Here is a 19,830-nt window from a genome sequence, read left to right on the forward strand (position 1 = left end):
TCAGCGCCACCCGGCTTTTTACTTTCATTCGAAATTAAATTTGTGCTCCACGTCACCTTGTTATTAGAATGTTTCATAACGCAGTGACTCAGGAGCGCAATGTATGACCGTTAAAGTTATCGTCACCGACATGGACGGAACTTTTCTTGATGACGCCAAGCAGTACGATCGTGACCGCTTTCAGGCGCAGTTCCAGCAACTTCAGGCCCGGAATATTGAGTTCGTTGTCGCCAGCGGCAACCAGTATTACCAGCTCATCTCCTTCTTCCCGGAGCTGAAATCGCAGATCTCCTTCGTGGCTGAAAACGGCGCGCTGGTGTTCGATCACGGCGAGCAGATTTTCCACGGTGAGCTGACGAAGCACGAATCGCAGATCGTCATTGGCGAGCTGCTGAAAGATAAATCCCTGAACTTCGTCGCCTGCGGTCTGGAAAGCGCGTACGTCAGCGACCAGGCGCCCGAGGCGTTCGTTGACCTGATGTCAAAACACTATCACCGCTTACAGCGCGTCAGCGACTATCGCGAGATTGACGACGTGCTGTTTAAGTTCTCGCTGAACCTGCCCGACAGCGATATCCCGAACCTGATTGATGCCCTGCACGTCTCCCTCGACGGCATCATGAAGCCGGTGACCAGCGGGTTTGGTTTTGTCGATCTGATCATCCCCGGCCTGCATAAAGCCAACGGCCTCAGCCGTCTGCTCAAGCGCTGGCATATCTCCCCGCAGGAGTGCGTGGCGATTGGCGACAGCGGTAACGACGCCGAAATGCTGAAGTTTGCCCACTACTCCTTCGCCATGGGTAACGCCGGCGAAAGCATTAAAGCCATCACCCGCTATCAGGCCGACGACAACAACCACCAGGGCGCGCTGAACGTGATTCAGGCCGTCCTCGATAACACCCCGCCTTTCAGCCACTGATCGCCCCGCCGGAGCCTTCTCCGGCGAACCCCCTTCTTTTTCCTCAGCCTGTGCACTTCATCAAGTTATTTAACTTGCTTTAACTTATTTTTAACCTAAAGTATCACTTGTAATTACTTTTACTTTCGAATGAAAGATAGCGAGGCTGTTATGACCTTAACCTTTACCAGTGAAACGTTACCTTCAGACCACAAAGCGGCGATCCGCCAGATGAAACGCGAACTGCGGGCGCAGATTGGTGACGTGCAGGCGGTGTTCAATCGCCTGAGCGATAAGATTGCCAGCCGGGTGGCAGAAATTAATGCCCTGAAGAGCAAAGGGGATCCCGTCTGGCCGGTGATCCCCTTTGCCGACGTGCAGAGCGGTAACATCAGCCCGGAACAGCGCGAGGCGGTTAAGCGTCGCGGCTGTGCGGTGATCAAAGGTCATTTCCCGCGTGAGCAGGCGCTGGCGTGGGATAACGCCATGCTCGACTATCTGGATCTCAACCGTTTTGACGAGGTCTACAAAGGCCCGGGGGATAACTTCTTCGGCAGCCTGAGCGCGTCACGCCCGGAGATCTACCCGATCTACTGGTCACACGCGCAGATGGAAGCCCGCCAGAGCGAACGGATGGCGCAGGTGCAGTCGTTCCTGAACCGTTTATGGACCTTTGAGAGCAACGGCAAACAGTGGTTCAACCCGGACGTGAGCGTGATCTACCCGGACCGCATTCGCCGCCGTCCACCGGGAACCACCTCGAAAGGCCTCGGGGCGCACACCGACTCCGGCGCGCTGGAGCGCTGGCTGCTCCCGGCCTATCAGCAGGTCTTCGCCCGGGTATTCGATGGCAATATCGATCAATACGATCCCTGGAATGCCGCGCACCGTACCGAAGTGGAAGAGTACACCGTGGATAACACCACCAAGTGCTCGGTGTTCCGCACCTTCCAGGGCTGGACCGCGCTCTCCGACATGATCCCGGATCAGGGTCTGCTGCACGTGGTGCCGATCCCGGAAGCGATGGCCTATATCCTGCTGCGTCCGCTGCTGGATGATGTGCCGGAAGATGAACTCTGCGGCGTGGCGCCGGGTCGCGTGCTGCCGATCTCCGAGAAGTGGCATCCGCTGTTGATTGAAGCCCTCACAAGCATTCCGGCGCTGGAAGCGGGTGATTCCGTGTGGTGGCACTGCGATGTGATCCACTCCGTGGCCCCCGTTGAGAACCAGCAGGGCTGGGGCAACGTGATGTACATTCCGGCGGCACCGATGTGCGAGAAAAACCTCGCCTACGCGAAGAAGGTGAAAGCGGCGCTGGAAACCGGGGCCTCTCCGGGCGATTTCCCGCGCGAGGATTATGAGGCTGACTGGCAGTCGCGCTTCACCACGGATGATTTAAACATCCACGGCAAGCGCGCGCTGGGCATGGCTTAAGGATATCCTGACCAACTGATGCGCCGGGTGGCGGCTTCGCCTTACCCGGCCTACAAAACCCACCCCATATCGTAGGCCGGGCAAGCGCATGCGCCGCCCGGCGTGACAGACCGCAGATTCGTAGGCCCGGTAAGCGTAGCGCCACCGGGCTTTTTTTAGTTATCGATACCTTTACTGCGCAGGTAATCTTCGTAGTTACCGCTGAAGTCCACCACGCGCTCCGGCGTAATTTCAATTACGCGGGTCGCCAGGGAGCTCACAAACTCACGGTCGTGAGAGACGAAGATCAGGGTGCCCTGATACATCTCCAGCGCCATGTTCAGCGATTCGATCGATTCCATGTCCAGGTGGTTGGTCGGTTCGTCCATCACCAGGATGTTCGGTTTCTGCATCATCAGCTTGCCGAAGAGCATACGGCCTTTCTCACCACCGGAGAGCACCTTCGCCGGCTTTTTGATGTCGTCCTGGCTGAACAGCAGACGGCCGAGGAAGCTGCGCACCACCTGCTCGTCATCGCCTTCTGATTTCCACTGGCTCATCCAGTCGAAAACGGTCAGATCGTTGTCGAAATCTTCGGCGTGATCCTGCGCGTAATAACCAATCTGCGCGTTCTCGGACCATTTTACGGTGCCGTTATCCGGGGCCAGTTCACCTACCAGGGTCTTCAGCATGGTGGATTTACCCACGCCGTTGGCACCCAGAATGGCGATCTTCTCGCCCACTTCCAGCAGCAGGTTGAAATTCTTAAACAGCGGACCGTTATCGAAACCTTTTGACAGCTCTTCGACGGCCAACGCATTACGGAACAGCTTCTTGTCCTGCTCGAAGCGGATGAACGGGTTCTGACGGCTGGAGGCTTTAACTTCATCCAGCTTGATTTTGTCGATCTGACGGGCACGCGAGGTGGCCTGACGCGATTTGGAGGCGTTGGCGCTGAAGCGGCTGACGAAGGATTGCAGATCCGCAATCTGCGCCTTTTTCTTGGCGTTGTCGGCCAGCAGACGCTCACGCGCCTGGGTCGCGGCGGTCATGTACTCGTCGTAGTTGCCTGCATAGACGCGCAGCTCGCCGTAGTCCAGATCCGCCATGTGGGTGCAGACCATGTTCAGGAAGTGACGGTCGTGCGAGATGATGATCATGGTGCTGTTACGCTCGTTCAGCGTCTGCTCCAGCCAGCGAATGGTATCGATGTCCAGGTTGTTCGTCGGTTCGTCGAGCAGCAGGATATCCGGGTTAGAGAACAGCGCCTGAGCCAGCAGAACACGCAGCTTCCAGCCTGGCGCGACTTCGCTCATCAGACCGTAGTGCTGTTCAACCGGAATGCCCACGCCCAGCAGCAGCTCACCGGCACGGGACTCGGCAGAGTAGCCGTCCATTTCGCCGTACTGCACTTCGAGGTCGGCCACTTTATAGCCGTCTTCTTCGCTCATTTCGGCAAGGGCATAGATGCGGTCGCGCTCCTGCTTCACTTCCCACAGCTCACCGTGGCCCATGATCACCGTGTCAAGAACGGTGAACGCTTCAAAGGCGAACTGATCCTGACGCAGCTTACCGATGCGCTCGTTCGGATCGAGAGAAACGTTGCCCAGCGTCGGCTCTAAATCGCCGCCGAGGATCTTCATGAAGGTGGATTTTCCGCTACCGTTGGCACCAATCAGGCCGTAACGGTTGCCGCCGCCAAATTTGACGGAAATGTTTTCGAACAGCGGCTTACTGCCAAACTGCATAGTGACGTTGCTGGTAACTAACACGGGAGATTCCTGCGAGAAGTGTGATAAACCCGGCATTATGCCACAATTCCGAAATGAGATCCCGTGTAACAACATAACGCTAAACTTTAACGAAACGGAAAAAAGTGTGATTTAGTACACATCCGAATTCCATGCGGTCAGGAATGCACATATAATGCGCTCCCTAAACCGTTCAGACTTTTAAACAACCTGCCAAGTGGCACAGATACCTCGCACACCATGAATATGAAATTAACTTCGCTTTTTGCGGCGGCGTTTGCCGTAGTAGGGTTTTGCAAGACCGCTTCTGCTGTCACCTATCCACTGCCAACCGACGGTAGCCGTCTGGTGGGTCAGAACCAGGTTGTGACCATTGAAGAAGGTAACACCCAGCCGCTGGAATATTTCGCAGCAGAATATCAGCTCGGCCTCTCCAACATGATGGAAGCCAACCCGGGTGTTGACCCTTATCTGCCGAAAGGCGGTACCGTGCTGAACATTCCTCAGCAGCTGATCCTGCCGGACACCGTGCATGAAGGCATCGTGATCAACAGTGCCGAAATGCGTCTGTACTACTACCCGAAAGGCACCAACACGGTGATCGTGCTGCCAATCGGTATCGGCCAGCTGGGGAAAGATACCCCGATGAACTGGACCACCAAGGTTGAGCGTAAGAAAGCCGGCCCAACCTGGACCCCAACCGCGAAAATGCACGCCGAGTACATTGCCGCAGGCGAGCCGCTGCCAGCCGTTGTGCCTGCCGGCCCGGATAACCCGATGGGTCTGTACGCGCTGTATATCGGTCGTCTGTATGCGATCCACGGCACCAACGCCAACTTCGGTATCGGCCTGCGCGTGAGCCACGGCTGTGTGCGTCTGCGTAACGACGACATCAAGTTCCTGTTCGAGAACGTGCCGGTTGGCACCCGCGTACAGTTCATCAACGAGCCGGTAAAAGCGACCACCGAGCCGGATGGCAGCCGTTACCTCGAAGTGCATAACCCGTTGTCCACCAGCGAAGAGCAGATCGACAATAACGTCACCGTGCCGGTCACCCTGACCAGCAACGTGCAGGCTATCACCGGCCAGCAGGACGTGGATGCGACCATCGTTGAGCAAGCGATCAACAACCGTTCCGGTATGCCGGTTCGTCTGAACTGATTGCAGAATGCGAAATAAAAAAAGCGGGCCTGATAGCCCGCTTTTTTATTGGCTGTTACTGCTGTTGCGTGCGGCAATGCCCGGCGGCGCTACGCTTGCCGGGCCTACGGGCCGTTTGTAGGCCGGGTAAGGCGCAGCCGCCACCCGGCTTCTCTGCAGCCTGAACAGGGTTACTGCTGCGCCAGCTGATTACGGCGATACTCCCCCTGCCGCTCCAGCATCCAGCCAGGATATTCACGTGGCAGCGCGCTCACCGCATCCAGCTGTTTCAGCTCGTCATCGCTGAGGTGAATCGCCGTCGCGGCGATATTGTCGTCCAGCTGATCCACCCGCTTCGCCCCCACAATCACGCTGCTGACCACCGGCTGATGGAGCAGCCAGGCGAGGGCAATCTGCGCGACCGAAACCCCTTTGCTGTCGGCAATGTTGCGCATCACGTCCACGCAGTCAAATGCCCGCGCTTTATCCACCGGCGGGAAGTCAAACTCCTGGCGGCGGCCACCGCCCTGCACCTGGCCGTCGCGGCCATATTTGCCGCTCAGCAGCCCGCCTGCCAGTGGGCTCCAGACCATTAACCCCACCTTCTCACTTTGCAACATCGGCACCAGCTCGCGTTCAAGATCGCGGCCCGCGATGGTGTAGTAAGCCTGCAGGGAGGCAAAACGGGCCAGCCCCAGCCGCTCGGAGATCCCCAGCGCTTTCACAATCTGCCAGGCCGCCCAGTTGGAAACGCCGATATAACGCACGTGGCCGTGCTGGACAAGGTTATCCAGGGCATAGAGCATTTCTTCGATGGGGGTGGCCGGGTCGAAACCGTGCAGCTGATAGAGATCGATGTGCTCCAGCTGCATGCGGCGCAGACTCTCCTTCACGCTGCTGATGATGTGATAGCGGGAACTGCCGCGGGAGTTCACCCCGGCGGTGCCCGTCTCGCCAAAGACTTTGGTCGCCACCACCACGTTTTCGCGCGGTATCTTCAGGTTCTTCAGCGCCTGGCCGGTGATTGCTTCCGAACGCCCTTCTGAATAGACGTTGGCGGTATCGATAAAATTGATCCCCGCGTCCAGCGCGCGCCCGATCAGCTGTTCGGCCTCCTGCTGCTGGAGTTGACCGATTTTGCCCCACATGCCGCCTTCGCCGCCGAAGGTCATGGTGCCGAGGCAGAGTTCAGAAACAAACAGGCCGGTATTACCCAGTTTTTGATATCGCATTTGACGCTCCTCGTGTGTTGAGTACCCGATAGTTATACCCGGCTCACGCCGATGGCGAATGTGCGGTTCCTGCCCGTTTCTTGCCCAATCCTCTGAACTTATCCGCGCGGGGCGTCGCCAAAGACGGCGTAGTCCGGCAGCTGAACCTGCTGATACGGCTCCCAGCCCCCGCCGAGAGCTTTATAGAGCGCCACCAGATCCAGCGCGCTCTGGACCCGGGCCTGATCCCGCTGCTGCTGCGCCTGAGCCAGCTGACGCTGGGCATCCAGCACGTCGATAAAGGTGGCGATCCCCTGACGATAGCTGCTGCTCGCCAGATCGAAGGCGTTTTGCAGCGCATCGATAGTTTTGCTTAATCCCGCCTCCCGCTTCTGGTCGGTGCGGTAGCTGACCAGCGCGTTTTCTACATCGCCCAGCGCGGTGAGCACCGTCTGACGATATTCCAGCACCGCGGCGCCCTGCTGCGCGCGGGCGACCTTCACGCTGGAGACCAGCCGGCCGCCCTGGAAGATGGGGATAGAAACCTGCGGCCCGACGCTGTAGAAGTGGCTGCTCCAGTCGGTGAGCCAGCTGGCTTCGCTGTTGCGCAGGCCAAACTGGCCGCTGAGCGAGACGCTGGGAAACAGCTGCGCCACCGACACGCCGATCTGCGCCGTGGCCGCATGCAGGTTTGCCTCGGCTTCACGCACGTCCGGACGTCGCCGCGCCAGGGTGGAGGGAATACCGGTGGGGACGATTTCCGGCAGCGCGGGCAGCGGTTTGCTGGCCTGTAGCTCGCCGTCCAGCGCCCCCGGCGGTTTGCCCAGCAGGATCGCCAGGCCGTTCATCGCCTGCCGCGCCTGGGCTTCATACTGCGGAAGCTGCGCCTCCAGGTTGCCGAGCTGGGCGCGGGCATTCTCCACGTCCATCTGCGGCGACAGGCCGCTGCGCTGGCGGCTGTCGGTCAGCTCCAGGGTCTGCTGCGCGCTCTCGATTTGCGTGTTAAGGGTCGCGATGCTGCTCTGGGCCCCGCGCAGCTGGAGCCAGCCGCGGGCGACTTCGGCCTCCAGCGATACCAGGGCGTCGTTACGCTGCTCAATGGCCGCCTGCTGTTGGGCATCGGCGGCTTCCACCTGACGCCGTACCTTGCCCCACAGATCCAGCTCCCACTGGGCGTCGAAGCTGCCCTGATAGAGATTAATCGGCTGGGTCAGCGGTCCCAGCGCCCCGCGCAGTTCGGGGTCCACCTCATCCAGCTGGTCGTATACGCCGTGGGATTTCAGTTCTCCCTCCAGCCCCAGCTGCTGCCGGGTGGCCTGCAGGTTACCGTTCACCGCCGGGAAGAAGGCCCCGCCCGCCTGGTTGATCTGCTCCCGCGCCCCGGCGATGCGCAGCACGGTTTGCTGTAGCGACAGGTTGCCGGCAATGGCCCGTTCAATCAGGCTATCCAACTGCGGATCGCCGAAGGTTTTCCACCAGCGCGGGTTGATGGCGGTGGACGCGGTTTGCGATTTCACGCCGCCGTCACCCGGATCGTTCCAGTGCATCGGGGTTTGCGGCGCGGGCTGCTGGTAGTCCGGCCCCACGGCACAGCCTGCCAGCAACAGCATTAACATCAGGGGGCTTAAACGTCTGCAAATCATCAGTGTGCTCCTGCACTCCCCTCGCTCTTAACCGGCGAGAGCAACAAACAAAACGGAATCAGTAAGAGGGCCACCACGCTCAGAAGGGTGAAGACGTCGATGTAGGCCAGGAAGCGCGACTGTTCGATCATCACCTGGTACATGCGCCCGGTAGCGATACCGGCGGGGTCGCCCACCTGGGTGGTAAAGTTCTGCACCGCCTGCGCCATCTCGCGGATGGTGTGCTGGAACGGCTCGTCGAACGCCGAGGTATGCGTGGCCAGATGGGCGCTGTGGGCCTGCGAGCGCTCGGTAATGGCCGCCGTCGAGAGCGAAATGCCGATCGACCCCGCCACGTTGCGGAACATGGTAAAGAGCGCCGCGGCGTCGGCGTTCAGCCGCCGGGGAATCGAGATAAAGGCGATGGTGGTCAGGGGCACAAACAGGAACCCCAGCCCGATTGACTGGGCGCTGCGGAACAGCACCAGGGTCTCGAAGTCGATATCCGGCGTGAGCGTCCGCGACCAGAAGAACGATACCGCCAGACAGGTAAAGCCGAAGGCGATGATCCAGCGCGTCTGCACAATCGGCATCAGCTTCAGCACCAGCGGGATAGTAAGGACGATAAGTATTGCCCCAGGCGACAACACCAGCCCGGACCAGGTGGCGGTATAGCCCAGATCCTGCTGCGCCAACTGCGGGATCACCACCGAGCTGCCGTACAGGATCATTGCCATCCCAGCCATCAGCAGGCTGGAGACGGCAAAGTTTTTATCCTTCATGCAGTGCAGATCCACCACCGGCTTTTTGGCATATAGCAGCCAGTAGATAGCACCGATAATGCCAGTCAGCGTCAGCACCGCGAAGGTGCGGGTAAAGTTCGAGTTAAACCAGTCTTCGTCCTCGCCCCGGTCGAGCATCACCTGCAGGCAGCCCAGACCCAGCGCGATCAGGCCGATGCCCGTCCAGTCGATAGGGATCTTCTCTTTCGATTTACTCTCCCAGGGCGGATCTTCCAGCAGCTGGTAGATCGCCAGCACCGTCACGATGCCCACCGGGATGTTAATAAAGAATACCCAGCGCCAGGAGTAGTTATCGGTGATCCAGCCCCCGAGCGTCGGCCCCAGCACCGGGGCGACGATAATGGCGATGGACGACAGACCGAAAGCCTTACCGCGATCTTCCGGCTTAAAGTAGTCGAGCAGCACCGACTGCTGGGTGGGCTGTAACCCGCCGCCGAAGAAGCCCTGCATGATGCGAAACAGGATGATCTGCCACAGCTCGGTGGCGATGCCGCACAGGAAGGAGCACACGGTGAACATCACAATGCAGATCAGGAAGAACTGCTTGCGGCCAAAGACCCGGCTCAGAAACGCCGAGATGGGCAGCACGATGCCGTTAGCCACCAGATAGCTGGTGAGCACCCAGGTGGATTCGTCGTAGCTGGCGGAGAGCGAGCCCGCCACGTGGGGCAGCGCCACGTTCACGATAGTGGTGTCGAGGATCTCCATAAACACCGCCAGGGTGACGACAATCGCCACCGCCCACGGGTTGCTGGCGGGCCGCCAGTTTTCGTGGCTGTGCTCACTCATTCTACGGTGACCTTAGGTTCAACCGAGAGGCCGAGCGGCAGCGGCTGGTTGGGATCCAGACCTTTATCGATAACGATTTTTACCGGCACGCGCTGGACGATCTTCACGAAGTTGCCGGTGGCGTTCTCCGACGGGAAGGCGGCGAAGCGCGAGCCGCTCCCCTGCTGGATAGAGTCGATATGCCCTTCCAGCTCCAGATCCGGCCAGGCGTCCACGCTCAGGGTCACCTTATTGCCGGGGCGCATTCGCTCCAGCTGCGACTCTTTAAAGTTGGCGACCACCCAGATATCGGTCGAGACCAGCGAGAAGAGCGCGGTGCCCGCCTGCACCAGGGTGCCGGTCTGGACGTTGCGTTTGGTGATGTAGCCATCAAAGGGGGCGCGGACCTGGGTATAAGAGAGGTTGAGCTCGGCGGTCTCCAGCTGGGCGCGGGCCTGCTCCACCTGACGCTCCCGGGCTTCGACGTTGGTCTCCTGCTGGCGAATTTGCAGCTGCACCTGCGAGGCCACCTCAAGCTGGGCTTTGGCGCTGGCAAGCTGGGCCTGGGCGCTGCGCAGCTGGGCGTTGGCCGCGTCGATGCTCTGTTGCGTGGTGGCGCGGGGATCGACCCCGCGCTGGCGGCGATATTCCGCCTGGGCATTGGCAAGATCCGCCTGAGCTTTGATCACCTGAGCGTTGGCTTCATCACGCTGGGCAGGATACTGCACCTTCGAGAGAGCCAGCTGCGCCTGGGCCTGATGAAGCTGGGCCTCGGCCAGGCCAAGCTGGGCTTTTGCCTGGTCGCGCTGGGCGCTGGTGTCCCGGGGATCGATAGTCACCAGCAGATCGCCCTTTTTCACCCGCTGGTTATCGCGCACCCGCAGCTCGGTGACATAGCCTGCGGTTTTCGGGGCGATGGTCACGGCGTCGCCTTCGGTGAAGGCGTCGTCGGTGGTCTCCTGGTTACGGGTCATAAACCACCAGACCAGCGCCACGATGACCATCACGATCACTACAATGCCGAGAATAATCAGCGGCTTTTTGCCGGGGCGTTTACGTTCAGTCTCTTTATTATCGGTGTTTTCTGAGGGTTGATTTTCTTCCGCCATAGAACAGCATCCATCCTGTTAGTGAACGGCATCACAATTTATGCCGCCCACTTAAGTTAGGACGTTGCTATACATTTGCCAGGAAAAACTGACAAATGTGGCACTATATGAGAAGGAATAATCCGAATCCGACGAGGCCGGCCCAGACCAGCATTGGCAAAGACCAGAGGTGGAAGCGCCACCAGATGCGGTGATCGTTTGCCATACGCAGGGCGATCAGGTTTGCGAGGGATCCTGGCAGCAGGCCAAAGCCCCCTACGTTCACCGCCCATGCCAGCAACGCCGTCGGCGGCACGTAGTTAAGCAGCAGGATGGTAGACGGCACGTTGCTGATAAACTGCGACAGCCCGATGGCCGTTAGCCAGAGGCCCGGCTGCGACAGATGGGTGACGTTTTGCAGCACGCCCTGTAAAGCCGGGACCTGAATCAGCAGATGCACGTCGATAAACATCGCCATAAAGACCAGCAGCAGCGTCCAGTCGACGCTTATCAGCACCCGGCGCGCCAGCAGCAGGAATCCTCCCGCCACCAGCAGCACGCCCCACAGCTCCTGCTTGAGATCGAGGGCCACCAGAAACACCAGATAGAACGCCAGACAGCTCCACGCCAGCCGCGGTTTCGACTGGGTCGCCGCATTGCCGCTGTGGTAGCGCAGCGGCGTTGCCGGAAAGGCGAAACAGCACAGGGCCATCAGGGTTGTCACCATCACCAGCGCCAGGGGCGCCATCTGCCAGGTGAAAGCGGCAAACGACAGCCCGGAGCGCCCCCACAGCAGGATGTTTTGCGGGTTGCCAATCGGGGTCAGCAGCGATCCGGCGTTGACCGCCAGCGCCTCAAAGATGATCAGCCGGTTGACCGGGATTTCGCACAGCTTGCGCAGCGTGAGGGTGAGCGGCACCACGATAAAGAGCGCCACATCGTTGGTAAGAAAGGTCGAGAGCAGCGCGGCAGAGAAGACCATAAACAGCGTCAGCCGTCGCTCGGTGGCGAAACGGCGCACCATCTTGCGCCCCAGAACGTCAAAAAAACCGCTCTGCTCGACCCCTTTGGTCAGCATCATCAACCCGGCGAGGGTAATGATGGTGTGCCAGTCGATGGCGTCAGGCCAGCGCTCAGGTGCGAAGGGCACCAGGAAACTGAGCCCTGCCCCAACCACCAGTAACAGATGAAAGAAACGATCGCGGGCCAGCGCCCGCAGGCCTGGCAGGGTCATTCCGCGGAAGATCCATATTTAAGGGTAAAGGCCTGGAACTGCTGCAGCGTCTCTTCGCTGACGTGATGTTCCATGCCCTCGGCGTCGCGGCGGGCAATGTCGGGACTGACGCCCAGCACCAGCAGGAAGTTTTCGACAATCTGATGGCGCTCGCGACTCGCCTGCGCCAGCTTCTCCCCTTCCGGGGTAAGAAAGACCCCGCGCCAGGGGATCATTTCGATCAGACCCACCGTTGCCAGACGCTTGAGCATTTTTGCCACCGTCGGCTGCGACACGCCAAGGCGTGCGGCCATATCCACCTGACGGGCCTCCCCCACCTCACGGATCAGATCGGAGATCAGCTCGACATAATCATCGATCAGCTCGCGACGATGCGCTTCGCGAACCTGGCGGAAGCCTTCGACATGCTCTTCGACGTTGACCAGTTGCGTCATTTTTTTTGTTGTTGGTTTACCTGCACGGCGGTTCATTGTGCTTCCTCAAGCGGGGGACACATCAAGCGTATCAATAGATAAGCGGCCATTGTAAACCATCACTCTATAAGCACAAAAAATTAACGTTATAGCCGTAGCCATATAACATAGCCTGTGCTATATCTGTATGTAATGCAGTCACCCTTCACGGATCGAAGGGATCAACCCGCAGGAGGTTACGATGAACGAATTCAAGAGGTGTATACGCGTGTTCAGCCACTCTCCCTTTAAAGTACGCTTAATGCTGCTGAATATGATTTGCGACATCATTAACGGCAGGCCACAGCAGAACAAACCTTCCCACTAGGCGGCGTCACGGTACGCCGCTTCATTTTTGTGTCATTTATCCCCTCTACACTGTTCGTCTCCACGCTATGCCCGGACCTTTTTTGCGGAAATGTAATCCTCTTCGCAAAACACCCCCTTTATAACTGTTGACCTTAACGGCCACTGGCTCTATCTTCTTGCAGCCCTGCACTATTTGCGGCTCGCAGATGCGGACCTCCTCTCCCCTTCTACGCATTCTCAGGCAGGTTTAGACCCTTGGCGCCAGGGTGAGCACATGGCGTTTTCACGATAGTGACCTATGAATTTAACCCTGAAAGACACGCTCATTACCCGCAGCCGGGCCTTAAGCCCGTGGACCGGATTCTACTTTTTACAGTCGCTGCTGATTAATATCGCCCTCGGCTATTCATTCAGCATCCTCTATACCGTCGCTTTCACCTGTATCCTGCATCTGCTCTGGCTGAGCGCGCCGCGCCTGCAAAAAGGGCTGCTCGGGATCTGCTCGCTGGTAGCGGCGATGTATTTCCCCTTTGGCCAGGCCTACGGCGCGCCCAACTTTAATACTCTACTGGCGATGCACTCCACCAACATGGAGGAGTCGACGGAGATCCTCACCATCTTCCCGTGGTACAGCTACGTCGTCGGCCTGTTTATCTTTGCCCTCGGCGTAATCGCCGTGCGCCGCAAGCCGCAGCCTAAAAAGGCGTGGGGCAAAATCGACAGCCTGTGTCTGGTCTTCAGCGTGGTGGCCTTTTTCGTCGCCCCGGTGCAAAACCTGGCCTGGGGCGGCGTCTTCAAGCTGAAAGATTCCGGCTATCCGGTGTTTCGCTTTGTCAAAGATGTGGTGGTGAACAACCAGGAAGTGGTTGAAGAGCAGGCCCGGATGGCCGAGCTGTCGCAGATGAAGGACACCTGGAACGTGCTGGCGGTGAAACCCAAGTATCACATCTATATGGTGGTGATTGGTGAAAGCGCCCGCCGCGACGCGCTGGGTGCCTTCGGTGGACACTGGAATAACACCCCGTTTGCCAGCAAAGTTAACGGCACCCTGTTTACCGACTACGTTGCCGCCAGCGGTTCAACGCAGAAGTCGCTCGGGCTGACGCTCAACCGGGTAGTGGACAACAAGCCGCAGTATCAGGATAACTTTGTGACCCTCGCCAACCGCGCGGGCTTCCAGAGCTGGTGGTTCTCGAACCAGGGGCAGATTGGTGAGTACGATACCGCCATCGCCAGCATTGCTAAACGGGCTGACGAAGTGCAATTCCTGAAAAGCGGTGATTTCGAGGCAGATAAAAACACCCGGGATGAGGCGTTGCTGAAGATGACCGAACAGGTCTTCAGCAGCCATCGCACCCAGCCACAGCTCATCGTTCTGCACCTGATGGGCTCCCATCCGCAGGCCTGCGACCGCACCCAGGGGAAATATGCAGAGTTCGTGCAGTCGAAAGAGACCTCGTGCTACCTCTACACCATGACCCAGACCGATGACCTGCTCAGCAAGCTCTATGCCCAGCTGCAAAATACCGGTGAGAGCTTCTCAATGGTCTATTTCTCCGATCACGGACTGGCGTTTAAAGAGCGCGGCAAAGAGGTGCAGTACCTGGCCCACGACGACAGCTTCCAGCAGAACTTCCAGGTGCCGTTTATGGTGCTGTCGAGCGATGACAAAGCGCATCGCATCGTCAAGGCGCGTCGTTCCGCGAATGATTTTTTAAGCTTCTTCTCGCAGTGGACGGGGATCGGCGCGAAAGAGATCGCCAGTAAGTACCGCTTCATGTCGAACGACAAAGCGCCGCCGGTGTATGTGACCAACTTTAAGCTACAGAAAGTGGATTACAACCATCTGGGGACGGACCTGTTTGAGACGAAAAGCCGGTAACGACCGCGCAGCCTGACCCTCTTATGAGGGGAAATGACAAAAACAAAAAACCCGCCGAAGCGGGTTTTTTTACTGGCTCACCGAAGTGATTAGAAGCGGTAACCTACGCCTGCGATCCAGGTGCCAACGTCAACGTTACGGATGCGGCTCTGCTCATAGGAGAAGTCCAGCGCAACGTTTTCGATTGGGTTGAACTGCATACCTGCGCCATAGGAGAAGCCATAGTCGCTGTTGGTAGCAGAGCGGTTGAAGCCCTGGTTTTCAGTCTGCTGGAATTTACCGTAGCCAACACCCACTACACCGTAGATGCTTGCCCAGTCGTTCAGACGGAAAGCCGGGCCAGCAGTGATGCCGTAGTACTGAGCTTTGTTGTAAGCGCCGTCTTCGGAACGGTCTTTCTCAGTGTAGGTGAAGGAACCGATGGCACCCAGCGGGTTGTTGTCCTGCTCGTAGCGATATTTCAGGTTGAAACCGTTGGTTTTGTTCATCACGCCCTGCATATCGCTCTGAGCGTAACCGCCAGTCACGGTAGAGGTCGCTGCGACAGCGGAACCTGCGGAAACAGCCAGAACAGCTGCCAGTGCTGAAAGACATGCAATTTTTTTCATAACCACCTCAAATGTGCTTCAAGTAAATCCGTAAGTTTTAAATATATCAAAAAAACTTGTGAAACTCTTTGTGATTCGTGATGTCTAACGCGGCTTTTCATGTAACTAAACATTTCCACCCGCAGCTATCTTGTTCAAAAAACACCGAATTTATGTTTCACAAACCTGATTTTGCGCGTCAGTCACAATACATTCATCCAGACGATTCCTAATCTGTTACAGAAATCACCCGGCGCTATGAGGCTATTTTACGGATTTGCGGCGACTTTTTTTCAACAAAGTCTCAACCGTGCGGCGTTATTTCCTTTACACTCCCCCTCTTTACTTCCTTTGACAGAAATTGACAGGAGAAAGGATGCCTGGGTTGTCTCGCAGGGCGCCAGTCTGGTTGCCCGTAATTGTCATTCTCATTGCCATGCTCTCGATTCAGAGCGGCGCCTCGCTGGCAAAATCGCTCTTCCCGATCGTGGGCGCCCCTGGCGTGACGGCGCTGCGTATTGCGCTCGGTACCCTGATCCTGGTCGTGATCTTTAAACCCTGGCGGCTGCGTTTTAAGAAAGAGCAACGCTTGCCCCTGCTGTTTTACGGGCTGTCGCTGGGGGCGATGAACTATCTCTTCTACCTGTCGATTCAGACAGTGCCGCTGGGGATCGCCGTGGCGCTGGAGTTCACCGGCCCGCTGGCGGTAGCCCTGTTCTCCTCCCGTCGTCCGGTGGACTTTGTCTGGGTGGTGCTGGCGGTGCTGGGGCTGTGGTTTCTGCTGCCGCTGGGTCAGGACGTCTCGCACGTTGACCTGACCGGCGCGGCCCTGGCGCTGGGCGCGGGGGCCTGCTGGGCGGTCTACATTCTTACCGGGCAGCGTGCCGGGGAAGAGCACGGCCCGGCCACCGTGGCGCTGGGGTCGCTGATCGCCGCCATCGTCTTTGTACCGCTGGGAATGGCGCAGGCCACCGAGTCGATCTGGCAGTGGTCGATCCTGCCGGTGGGCCTGGCGGTGGCGGTGCTCTCAACCGCACTTCCCTACTCGCTGGAGATGATTGCCCTGACGCGTCTGCCGACGCGCATCTTCGGCACCCTGATGAGCATGGAGCCCGCCGTGGCGGCCATGTCCGGGATGGTGTTCCTGGGCGAATCTCTGACCTTTACCCAGACGCTGGCGCTCTGCTCGATCATTGCCGCGTCGATGGGGTCGACGCTCACCCTGCGCCGGGAGAGTAAAGTCGAAGAGGTAGATATCCGCTAACCGATGTTATTTTGCCGAGGATCGGTTTCCCGGCGAAATATTCCCATTCGCAATAACCGTCATTATTTTGAAATATCCCCTTCGCCTCTCACCCGCCCGGTGAAAATAAGATAAATTTACCCTAAAATATAAATATCTTTTTATTATCAAATAGTTAACCATCACAACCCGCCCTTCTCTATTAAACCAATAGGCAGGACCCAATCGCGCCTCCTATAGCCGGTGCTATACTTGATTTCGGAAATTACTTTGGACGCCAACATCAAGAGGAAATGAGATTATGCCTACCGCTAAACTGGTAAAAACGAAAGCACCTAATCTGCTCTATACCCGTAACGATGTCTCTGACAGCGATAAGAAAGCGACGATTGAGTTGCTGAATCGCCAGGTGATCCAGTTTATTGACCTGTCGCTGATTACCAAACAGGCCCACTGGAATATGCGCGGCGCTAACTTTATTGCTGTCCACGAGATGCTGGATGGCTTCCGTACCGCACTGACTACCCATCTGGATACCATGGCGGAACGTGCCGTGCAGCTGGGCGGCGTGGCGCTGGGCACTACCCAGGTGATCAACAGCAAAACAGCGCTGAAAAGCTACCCGCTGGACATCCACAGCGTGCAGGATCACCTGAAAGAGCTGGCGGATCGTTACGCTGTCGTGGCTAACGACGTACGTAAAGCGATTGGTGAAGCTAAAGACGAAGATACCGCTGACATTCTGACCGCGGCCTCCCGCGACCTGGATCAGTTCCTGTGGTTCATCGAGTCTAACATTGAGTAATCCATAGCATTTTGCTCTTACACCCTCGCCTCCGGCGGGGGTTTTGCACTTTTATAGTGCACACATTTCACCTTTCCCGCCGCAAACGTAAAGCATTTGTAATAATCACCTCACACAATCGTTAACGAAAGATTGTTTTCTCATCAATATTTGCGCTTAATAGCATAACCGTTAGTGATGGCGTAGCGCTGCACCAAAACAGTGCTTCGTTATGGTGCAATCCGCCGACATTGCTACACTTTTTGTGCAATGAAATGCGTGCTGGCCTTTTAAAAACAACCTGTTGCAAAGTTGGCACGATTTTTTCATAGAGCCGTTCGTTCTCGCAGGGGATCGCCCCGTGGATATAAAAGGAAATGCTATGAAGTCTGTATTAAAAGTTTCACTGGCTGCACTTACCCTGGCTTTTGCGGTTTCTTCTCAGGCTGCTGATAAAAAACTGATTGTCGCCACCGACACCGCCTTCGTACCGTTTGAATTTAAGCAGGGCGATCAGTACGTTGGTTTTGACGTGGATCTGTGGGCGGCCGTCGCGAAAGAACTGAAACTGGACTACACCCTGAAGCCAATGGACTTCAGCGGCATCGTTCCGGCACTGCAAACCAAAAACGTTGACCTGGCGCTGGCCGGTATCACCATCACTGACGCACGTAAAAAAGCTATCGACTTCTCTGACGGCTACTACAAAAGCGGCCTGCTGGTCATGGTGAAAGCGGACAACAACGACGTGAAAAGCGCGAAAGATCTTGACGGCAAAGTGGTCGCGGTGAAGAGCGGCACCGGTTCTGTTGATTACGCTAAAGCCAACATCAAAACCAAAGACCTGCGCCAGTTCCCGAACATCGATAACGCGTACATGGAGCTGGGCACCAACCGTGCTGACGCCGTGCTGCACGACACGCCAAATATCCTGTACTTCATCAAAACCGCAGGCAACGGCAAGTTCAAAGCGGTAGGTGAATCTCTGGAAGCGCAGGAATACGGTATCGCCTTCCCGAAAGGCAGCGACGAGCTGCGTACCAAGGTGAACGGCGCGCTGAAAACCCTGAAAGAGAACGGCACCTACAACGAAATTTATAAAAAATGGTTCGGTACTGAACCTAAATAAAACAGCCTGTTAAACAGGAACTGTACCGCCCGGTGGCGCTTGCGCTTACCGGGCCTACAATTTTAGTCATCCCCCTGGCTAATTTTTTGTTTTCACCACGGTATACAGGAATACATCATGCAGTTTGACTGGAGCGCCATCTGGCCTGCCATTCCTCTCTTGCTTGAAGGCGCCAAAATGACCCTGTGGATTTCGGTCCTCGGTCTGGTTGGCGGGTTGATTATCGGCCTTGTTGCCGGTTTTGCCCGCACCTACGGCGGCTGGATAGCCAACCACGTAGCACTGGTTTTCATCGAAGTGATCCGCGGCACGCCGATTGTGGTGCAGGTGATGTTTATCTACTTCGCCCTGCCGATGGCCTTTACCGATCTGCGCATTGACCCGTTCAGCGCGGCGGTGGTCACCATCATGATCAACTCCGGTGCCTATATCGCTGAGATCACCCGCGGTGCGGTGCTGTCGATCCACAAGGGCTTTAGCGAGGCCGGTCTGGCGCTGGGTCTTTCCCGTCGCGAAACCATCCGCCACGTGATCCTCCCCCTGGCGCTGCGTCGTATGCTGCCGCCGCTGGGCAACCAGTGGATCATCAGCATTAAAGATACCTCACTGTTCATTGTTATCGGCGTCGCTGAACTGACCCGTCAGGGCCAGGAGATCATTGCCGGTAACTTCCGCGCCCTGGAGATCTGGAGCGCCGTTGCAGTGGTCTATCTCATTATTACCCTGGCACTGAGCTTCGTGCTGCGTCGTCTTGAAAGAAGGATGAAAATCCTGTGATTGAATTTAAAAACGTTTCCAAGCACTTCGGTCAGACCCAGGTGCTGCACAATATCGATCTCCAGATCCAGACCGGCGAAGTGGTGGTGATTATCGGGCCGTCCGGCTCCGGTAAATCGACCCTGCTGCGCTGCATCAACAAGCTGGAAGAGATCACCAGCGGCGATCTGATTGTCGACGGTCTGAAGGTCAACGACCCGAAGGTGGACGAGCGTCTGATCCGCCAGGAAGCCGGGATGGTGTTCCAGCAGTTCTATCTGTTCCCGCACCTGACGGCGCTGGAGAACGTGATGTTCGGCCCTCTGCGCGTGCGCGGTGCCAACAAAGCGGCCGCCGAGCAGCTTGCAAAAGAGCTGCTGGCGAAAGTCGGACTGGCGGAGCGCGGGCATCACTATCCGTCCGAGCTCTCCGGTGGTCAGCAGCAGCGCGTGGCGATTGCCCGTGCGCTGGCGGTCAAACCGAAGATGATGCTGTTCGATGAGCCGACCTCGGCCCTCGACCCGGAACTGCGCCACGAAGTACTGAAGGTTATGCAGGATCTGGCGGAAGAAGGGATGACGATGGTGATCGTGACCCACGAAATCGGCTTTGCCGAGAAAGTGGCCTCGCGCCTGATCTTCATCGACAAAGGCCGTATTGCCGAAGATGGCAATCCGCAGGCGTTGATTGAAAACCCACCGAGCCAGCGTTTGCAGGATTTCCTCCAGCACGTTTCGTAATTTAACGCCGGGCGGCGCTG

The 19,830-nt window shown here is 57.5% G+C and carries 18 protein-coding genes; 10 read left to right on the plus strand and 8 right to left on the minus strand.

The annotated features are described in order from the left end of the window. Positions 1-103: 103 nt before the first annotated feature. Both LRS40_RS23240 and LRS40_RS23245 read left to right on the plus strand, forming a co-directional pair. The gene (locus LRS40_RS23240) at positions 104-919 is read left to right on the plus strand and encodes a Cof-type HAD-IIB family hydrolase (protein WP_156263260.1); all 816 of its coding nucleotides are present in this window, start codon (positions 104-106) and stop codon (positions 917-919) included. A 150-nt stretch (positions 920-1,069) separates the two neighbouring features. Continuing rightward, the gene (locus LRS40_RS23245; protein WP_231312813.1) at positions 1,070-2,332 is read left to right on the plus strand and encodes a DUF1479 domain-containing protein; all 1,263 of its coding nucleotides are present in this window, start codon (positions 1,070-1,072) and stop codon (positions 2,330-2,332) included. 155 nt (positions 2,333-2,487) lie between these two features. On the opposite strand, the gene LRS40_RS23250 is transcribed toward LRS40_RS23245, so the two are convergent. Further along, complete coding sequence (locus LRS40_RS23250) at positions 2,488-4,083, minus strand: ABC-F family ATPase (RefSeq protein WP_142488798.1); 1,596 nt, start codon at positions 4,081-4,083, stop codon at positions 2,488-2,490. Positions 4,084-4,302: 219 nt separating this feature from the next. Between LRS40_RS23250 and ldtB the strand changes: the two genes are divergently transcribed. Further along, positions 4,303-5,223, plus strand: a complete 921-nt coding sequence (gene ldtB, locus LRS40_RS23255) for a L,D-transpeptidase (RefSeq protein WP_142488797.1) — start codon at positions 4,303-4,305, stop codon at positions 5,221-5,223. A 170-nt stretch (positions 5,224-5,393) separates the two neighbouring features. Here ldtB and LRS40_RS23260 read toward each other — a convergent pair whose 3' ends face one another. From LRS40_RS23260 to mntR, 6 genes are all read right to left on the minus strand, one after another. Further along, entirely contained in the window at positions 5,394-6,434 is a 1,041-nt protein-coding gene (locus LRS40_RS23260; RefSeq protein ID WP_231312814.1) for an aldo/keto reductase, read from the minus strand. A 98-nt stretch (positions 6,435-6,532) separates the two neighbouring features. Next, positions 6,533-8,056, minus strand: a complete 1,524-nt coding sequence (locus tag LRS40_RS23265; protein WP_231312815.1) for an efflux transporter outer membrane subunit — start codon at positions 8,054-8,056, stop codon at positions 6,533-6,535. After that, positions 8,056-9,627, minus strand: coding sequence for a DHA2 family efflux MFS transporter permease subunit (locus tag LRS40_RS23270; protein ID WP_231312816.1), 1,572 nt, complete (start codon positions 9,625-9,627; stop codon positions 8,056-8,058). The genes LRS40_RS23265 and LRS40_RS23270 overlap by 1 nt, the downstream gene beginning before the upstream one ends. Further along, entirely contained in the window at positions 9,624-10,715 is a 1,092-nt protein-coding gene (locus LRS40_RS23275; protein WP_142488793.1) for an HlyD family secretion protein, read from the minus strand. The genes LRS40_RS23270 and LRS40_RS23275 overlap by 4 nt, the downstream gene beginning before the upstream one ends. A 103-nt stretch (positions 10,716-10,818) precedes the next feature. Continuing rightward, entirely contained in the window at positions 10,819-11,928 is a 1,110-nt protein-coding gene (locus tag LRS40_RS23280; RefSeq protein WP_231312817.1) for an anion transporter, read from the minus strand. Further along, entirely contained in the window at positions 11,925-12,398 is a 474-nt protein-coding gene (mntR, locus tag LRS40_RS23285) for a manganese-binding transcriptional regulator MntR (protein ID WP_156263255.1), read from the minus strand. The genes LRS40_RS23280 and mntR overlap by 4 nt, the downstream gene beginning before the upstream one ends. 184 nt (positions 12,399-12,582) lie before the next feature. Here mntR and mntS point away from each other — a divergent pair, with 184 nt between their 5' ends. Next, positions 12,583-12,708, plus strand: a complete 126-nt coding sequence (gene mntS, locus LRS40_RS23290; RefSeq protein ID WP_231312818.1) for a manganase accumulation protein MntS — start codon at positions 12,583-12,585, stop codon at positions 12,706-12,708. Positions 12,709-12,987: 279 nt separating this feature from the next. After that, positions 12,988-14,571, plus strand: coding sequence for a phosphoethanolamine transferase (locus LRS40_RS23295; RefSeq protein WP_142488791.1), 1,584 nt, complete (start codon positions 12,988-12,990; stop codon positions 14,569-14,571). A gap of 89 nt (positions 14,572-14,660) precedes the next feature. On the opposite strand, the gene ompX is transcribed toward LRS40_RS23295, so the two are convergent. Continuing rightward, complete coding sequence (gene ompX, locus LRS40_RS23300; protein ID WP_142488790.1) at positions 14,661-15,179, minus strand: outer membrane protein OmpX; 519 nt, start codon at positions 15,177-15,179, stop codon at positions 14,661-14,663. A 355-nt stretch (positions 15,180-15,534) separates the two neighbouring features. On the opposite strand from ompX, the gene rhtA reads away from it, so the two are divergent. From rhtA to glnQ, 5 genes are all read left to right on the plus strand, one after another. After that, entirely contained in the window at positions 15,535-16,422 is an 888-nt protein-coding gene (gene rhtA / locus LRS40_RS23305) for a threonine/homoserine exporter RhtA (RefSeq protein ID WP_231312819.1), read from the plus strand. Positions 16,423-16,702: 280 nt separating this feature from the next. Further along, positions 16,703-17,206 (plus strand): DNA starvation/stationary phase protection protein Dps, encoded by a 504-nt coding sequence (dps, locus tag LRS40_RS23310; protein WP_142488788.1) that lies wholly within the window; start codon positions 16,703-16,705, stop codon positions 17,204-17,206. 361 nt (positions 17,207-17,567) lie between these two features. Further along, a complete protein-coding gene (glnH, locus tag LRS40_RS23315) occupies positions 17,568-18,314 on the plus strand; it encodes a glutamine ABC transporter substrate-binding protein GlnH (protein ID WP_142488786.1) in 747 nt (248 codons plus the stop codon). Between the two features lie 117 nt (positions 18,315-18,431). Next, positions 18,432-19,091: a glutamine ABC transporter permease GlnP gene (glnP, locus tag LRS40_RS23320; protein ID WP_039029408.1), complete on the plus strand. Its 660-nt coding sequence runs from the start codon at positions 18,432-18,434 to the stop codon at positions 19,089-19,091. Then, the gene (glnQ, locus tag LRS40_RS23325; RefSeq protein WP_142488785.1) at positions 19,088-19,810 is read left to right on the plus strand and encodes a glutamine ABC transporter ATP-binding protein GlnQ; all 723 of its coding nucleotides are present in this window, start codon (positions 19,088-19,090) and stop codon (positions 19,808-19,810) included. Before glnP ends, glnQ begins: the two co-directional genes overlap by 4 nt. Positions 19,811-19,830: the final 20 nt, after the last annotated feature.

It is taken from the genome of Leclercia sp. G3L, from assembly GCF_021117075.1.
Lineage (GTDB): Bacteria > Pseudomonadota > Gammaproteobacteria > Enterobacterales > Enterobacteriaceae > Enterobacter > Enterobacter adecarboxylatus_C.

Bases quoted from the DNA above. Each gene is read 5' to 3' on its own strand.
- mntS (WP_231312818.1), top strand. From the start codon at position 12,583: ATGAACGAATTCAAGAGGTGTATACGCGTGTTCAGCCACTCTCCCTTT.
- ldtB (WP_142488797.1), top strand. From the start codon at position 4,303: ATGAATATGAAATTAACTTCGCTTTTTGCGGCGGCGTTTGCCGTAGTA.
- LRS40_RS23295 (WP_142488791.1), top strand. From the start codon at position 12,988: ATGAATTTAACCCTGAAAGACACGCTCATTACCCGCAGCCGGGCCTTA.
- mntR (WP_156263255.1), bottom strand. From the start codon at position 12,398: ATGAACCGCCGTGCAGGTAAACCAACAACAAAAAAAATGACGCAACTG.
- ompX (WP_142488790.1), bottom strand. From the start codon at position 15,179: ATGAAAAAAATTGCATGTCTTTCAGCACTGGCAGCTGTTCTGGCTGTT.
- LRS40_RS23280 (WP_231312817.1), bottom strand. From the start codon at position 11,928: ATGACCCTGCCAGGCCTGCGGGCGCTGGCCCGCGATCGTTTCTTTCAT.
- LRS40_RS23275 (WP_142488793.1), bottom strand. From the start codon at position 10,715: ATGGCGGAAGAAAATCAACCCTCAGAAAACACCGATAATAAAGAGACT.
- dps (WP_142488788.1), top strand. From the start codon at position 16,703: ATGCCTACCGCTAAACTGGTAAAAACGAAAGCACCTAATCTGCTCTAT.
- LRS40_RS23270 (WP_231312816.1), bottom strand. From the start codon at position 9,627: ATGAGTGAGCACAGCCACGAAAACTGGCGGCCCGCCAGCAACCCGTGG.
- LRS40_RS23240 (WP_156263260.1), top strand. From the start codon at position 104: ATGACCGTTAAAGTTATCGTCACCGACATGGACGGAACTTTTCTTGAT.
- glnH (WP_142488786.1), top strand. From the start codon at position 17,568: ATGAAGTCTGTATTAAAAGTTTCACTGGCTGCACTTACCCTGGCTTTT.
- glnP (WP_039029408.1), top strand. From the start codon at position 18,432: ATGCAGTTTGACTGGAGCGCCATCTGGCCTGCCATTCCTCTCTTGCTT.
- LRS40_RS23260 (WP_231312814.1), bottom strand. From the start codon at position 6,434: ATGCGATATCAAAAACTGGGTAATACCGGCCTGTTTGTTTCTGAACTC.
- LRS40_RS23265 (WP_231312815.1), bottom strand. From the start codon at position 8,056: ATGATTTGCAGACGTTTAAGCCCCCTGATGTTAATGCTGTTGCTGGCA.
- rhtA (WP_231312819.1), top strand. From the start codon at position 15,535: ATGCCTGGGTTGTCTCGCAGGGCGCCAGTCTGGTTGCCCGTAATTGTC.
- LRS40_RS23245 (WP_231312813.1), top strand. From the start codon at position 1,070: ATGACCTTAACCTTTACCAGTGAAACGTTACCTTCAGACCACAAAGCG.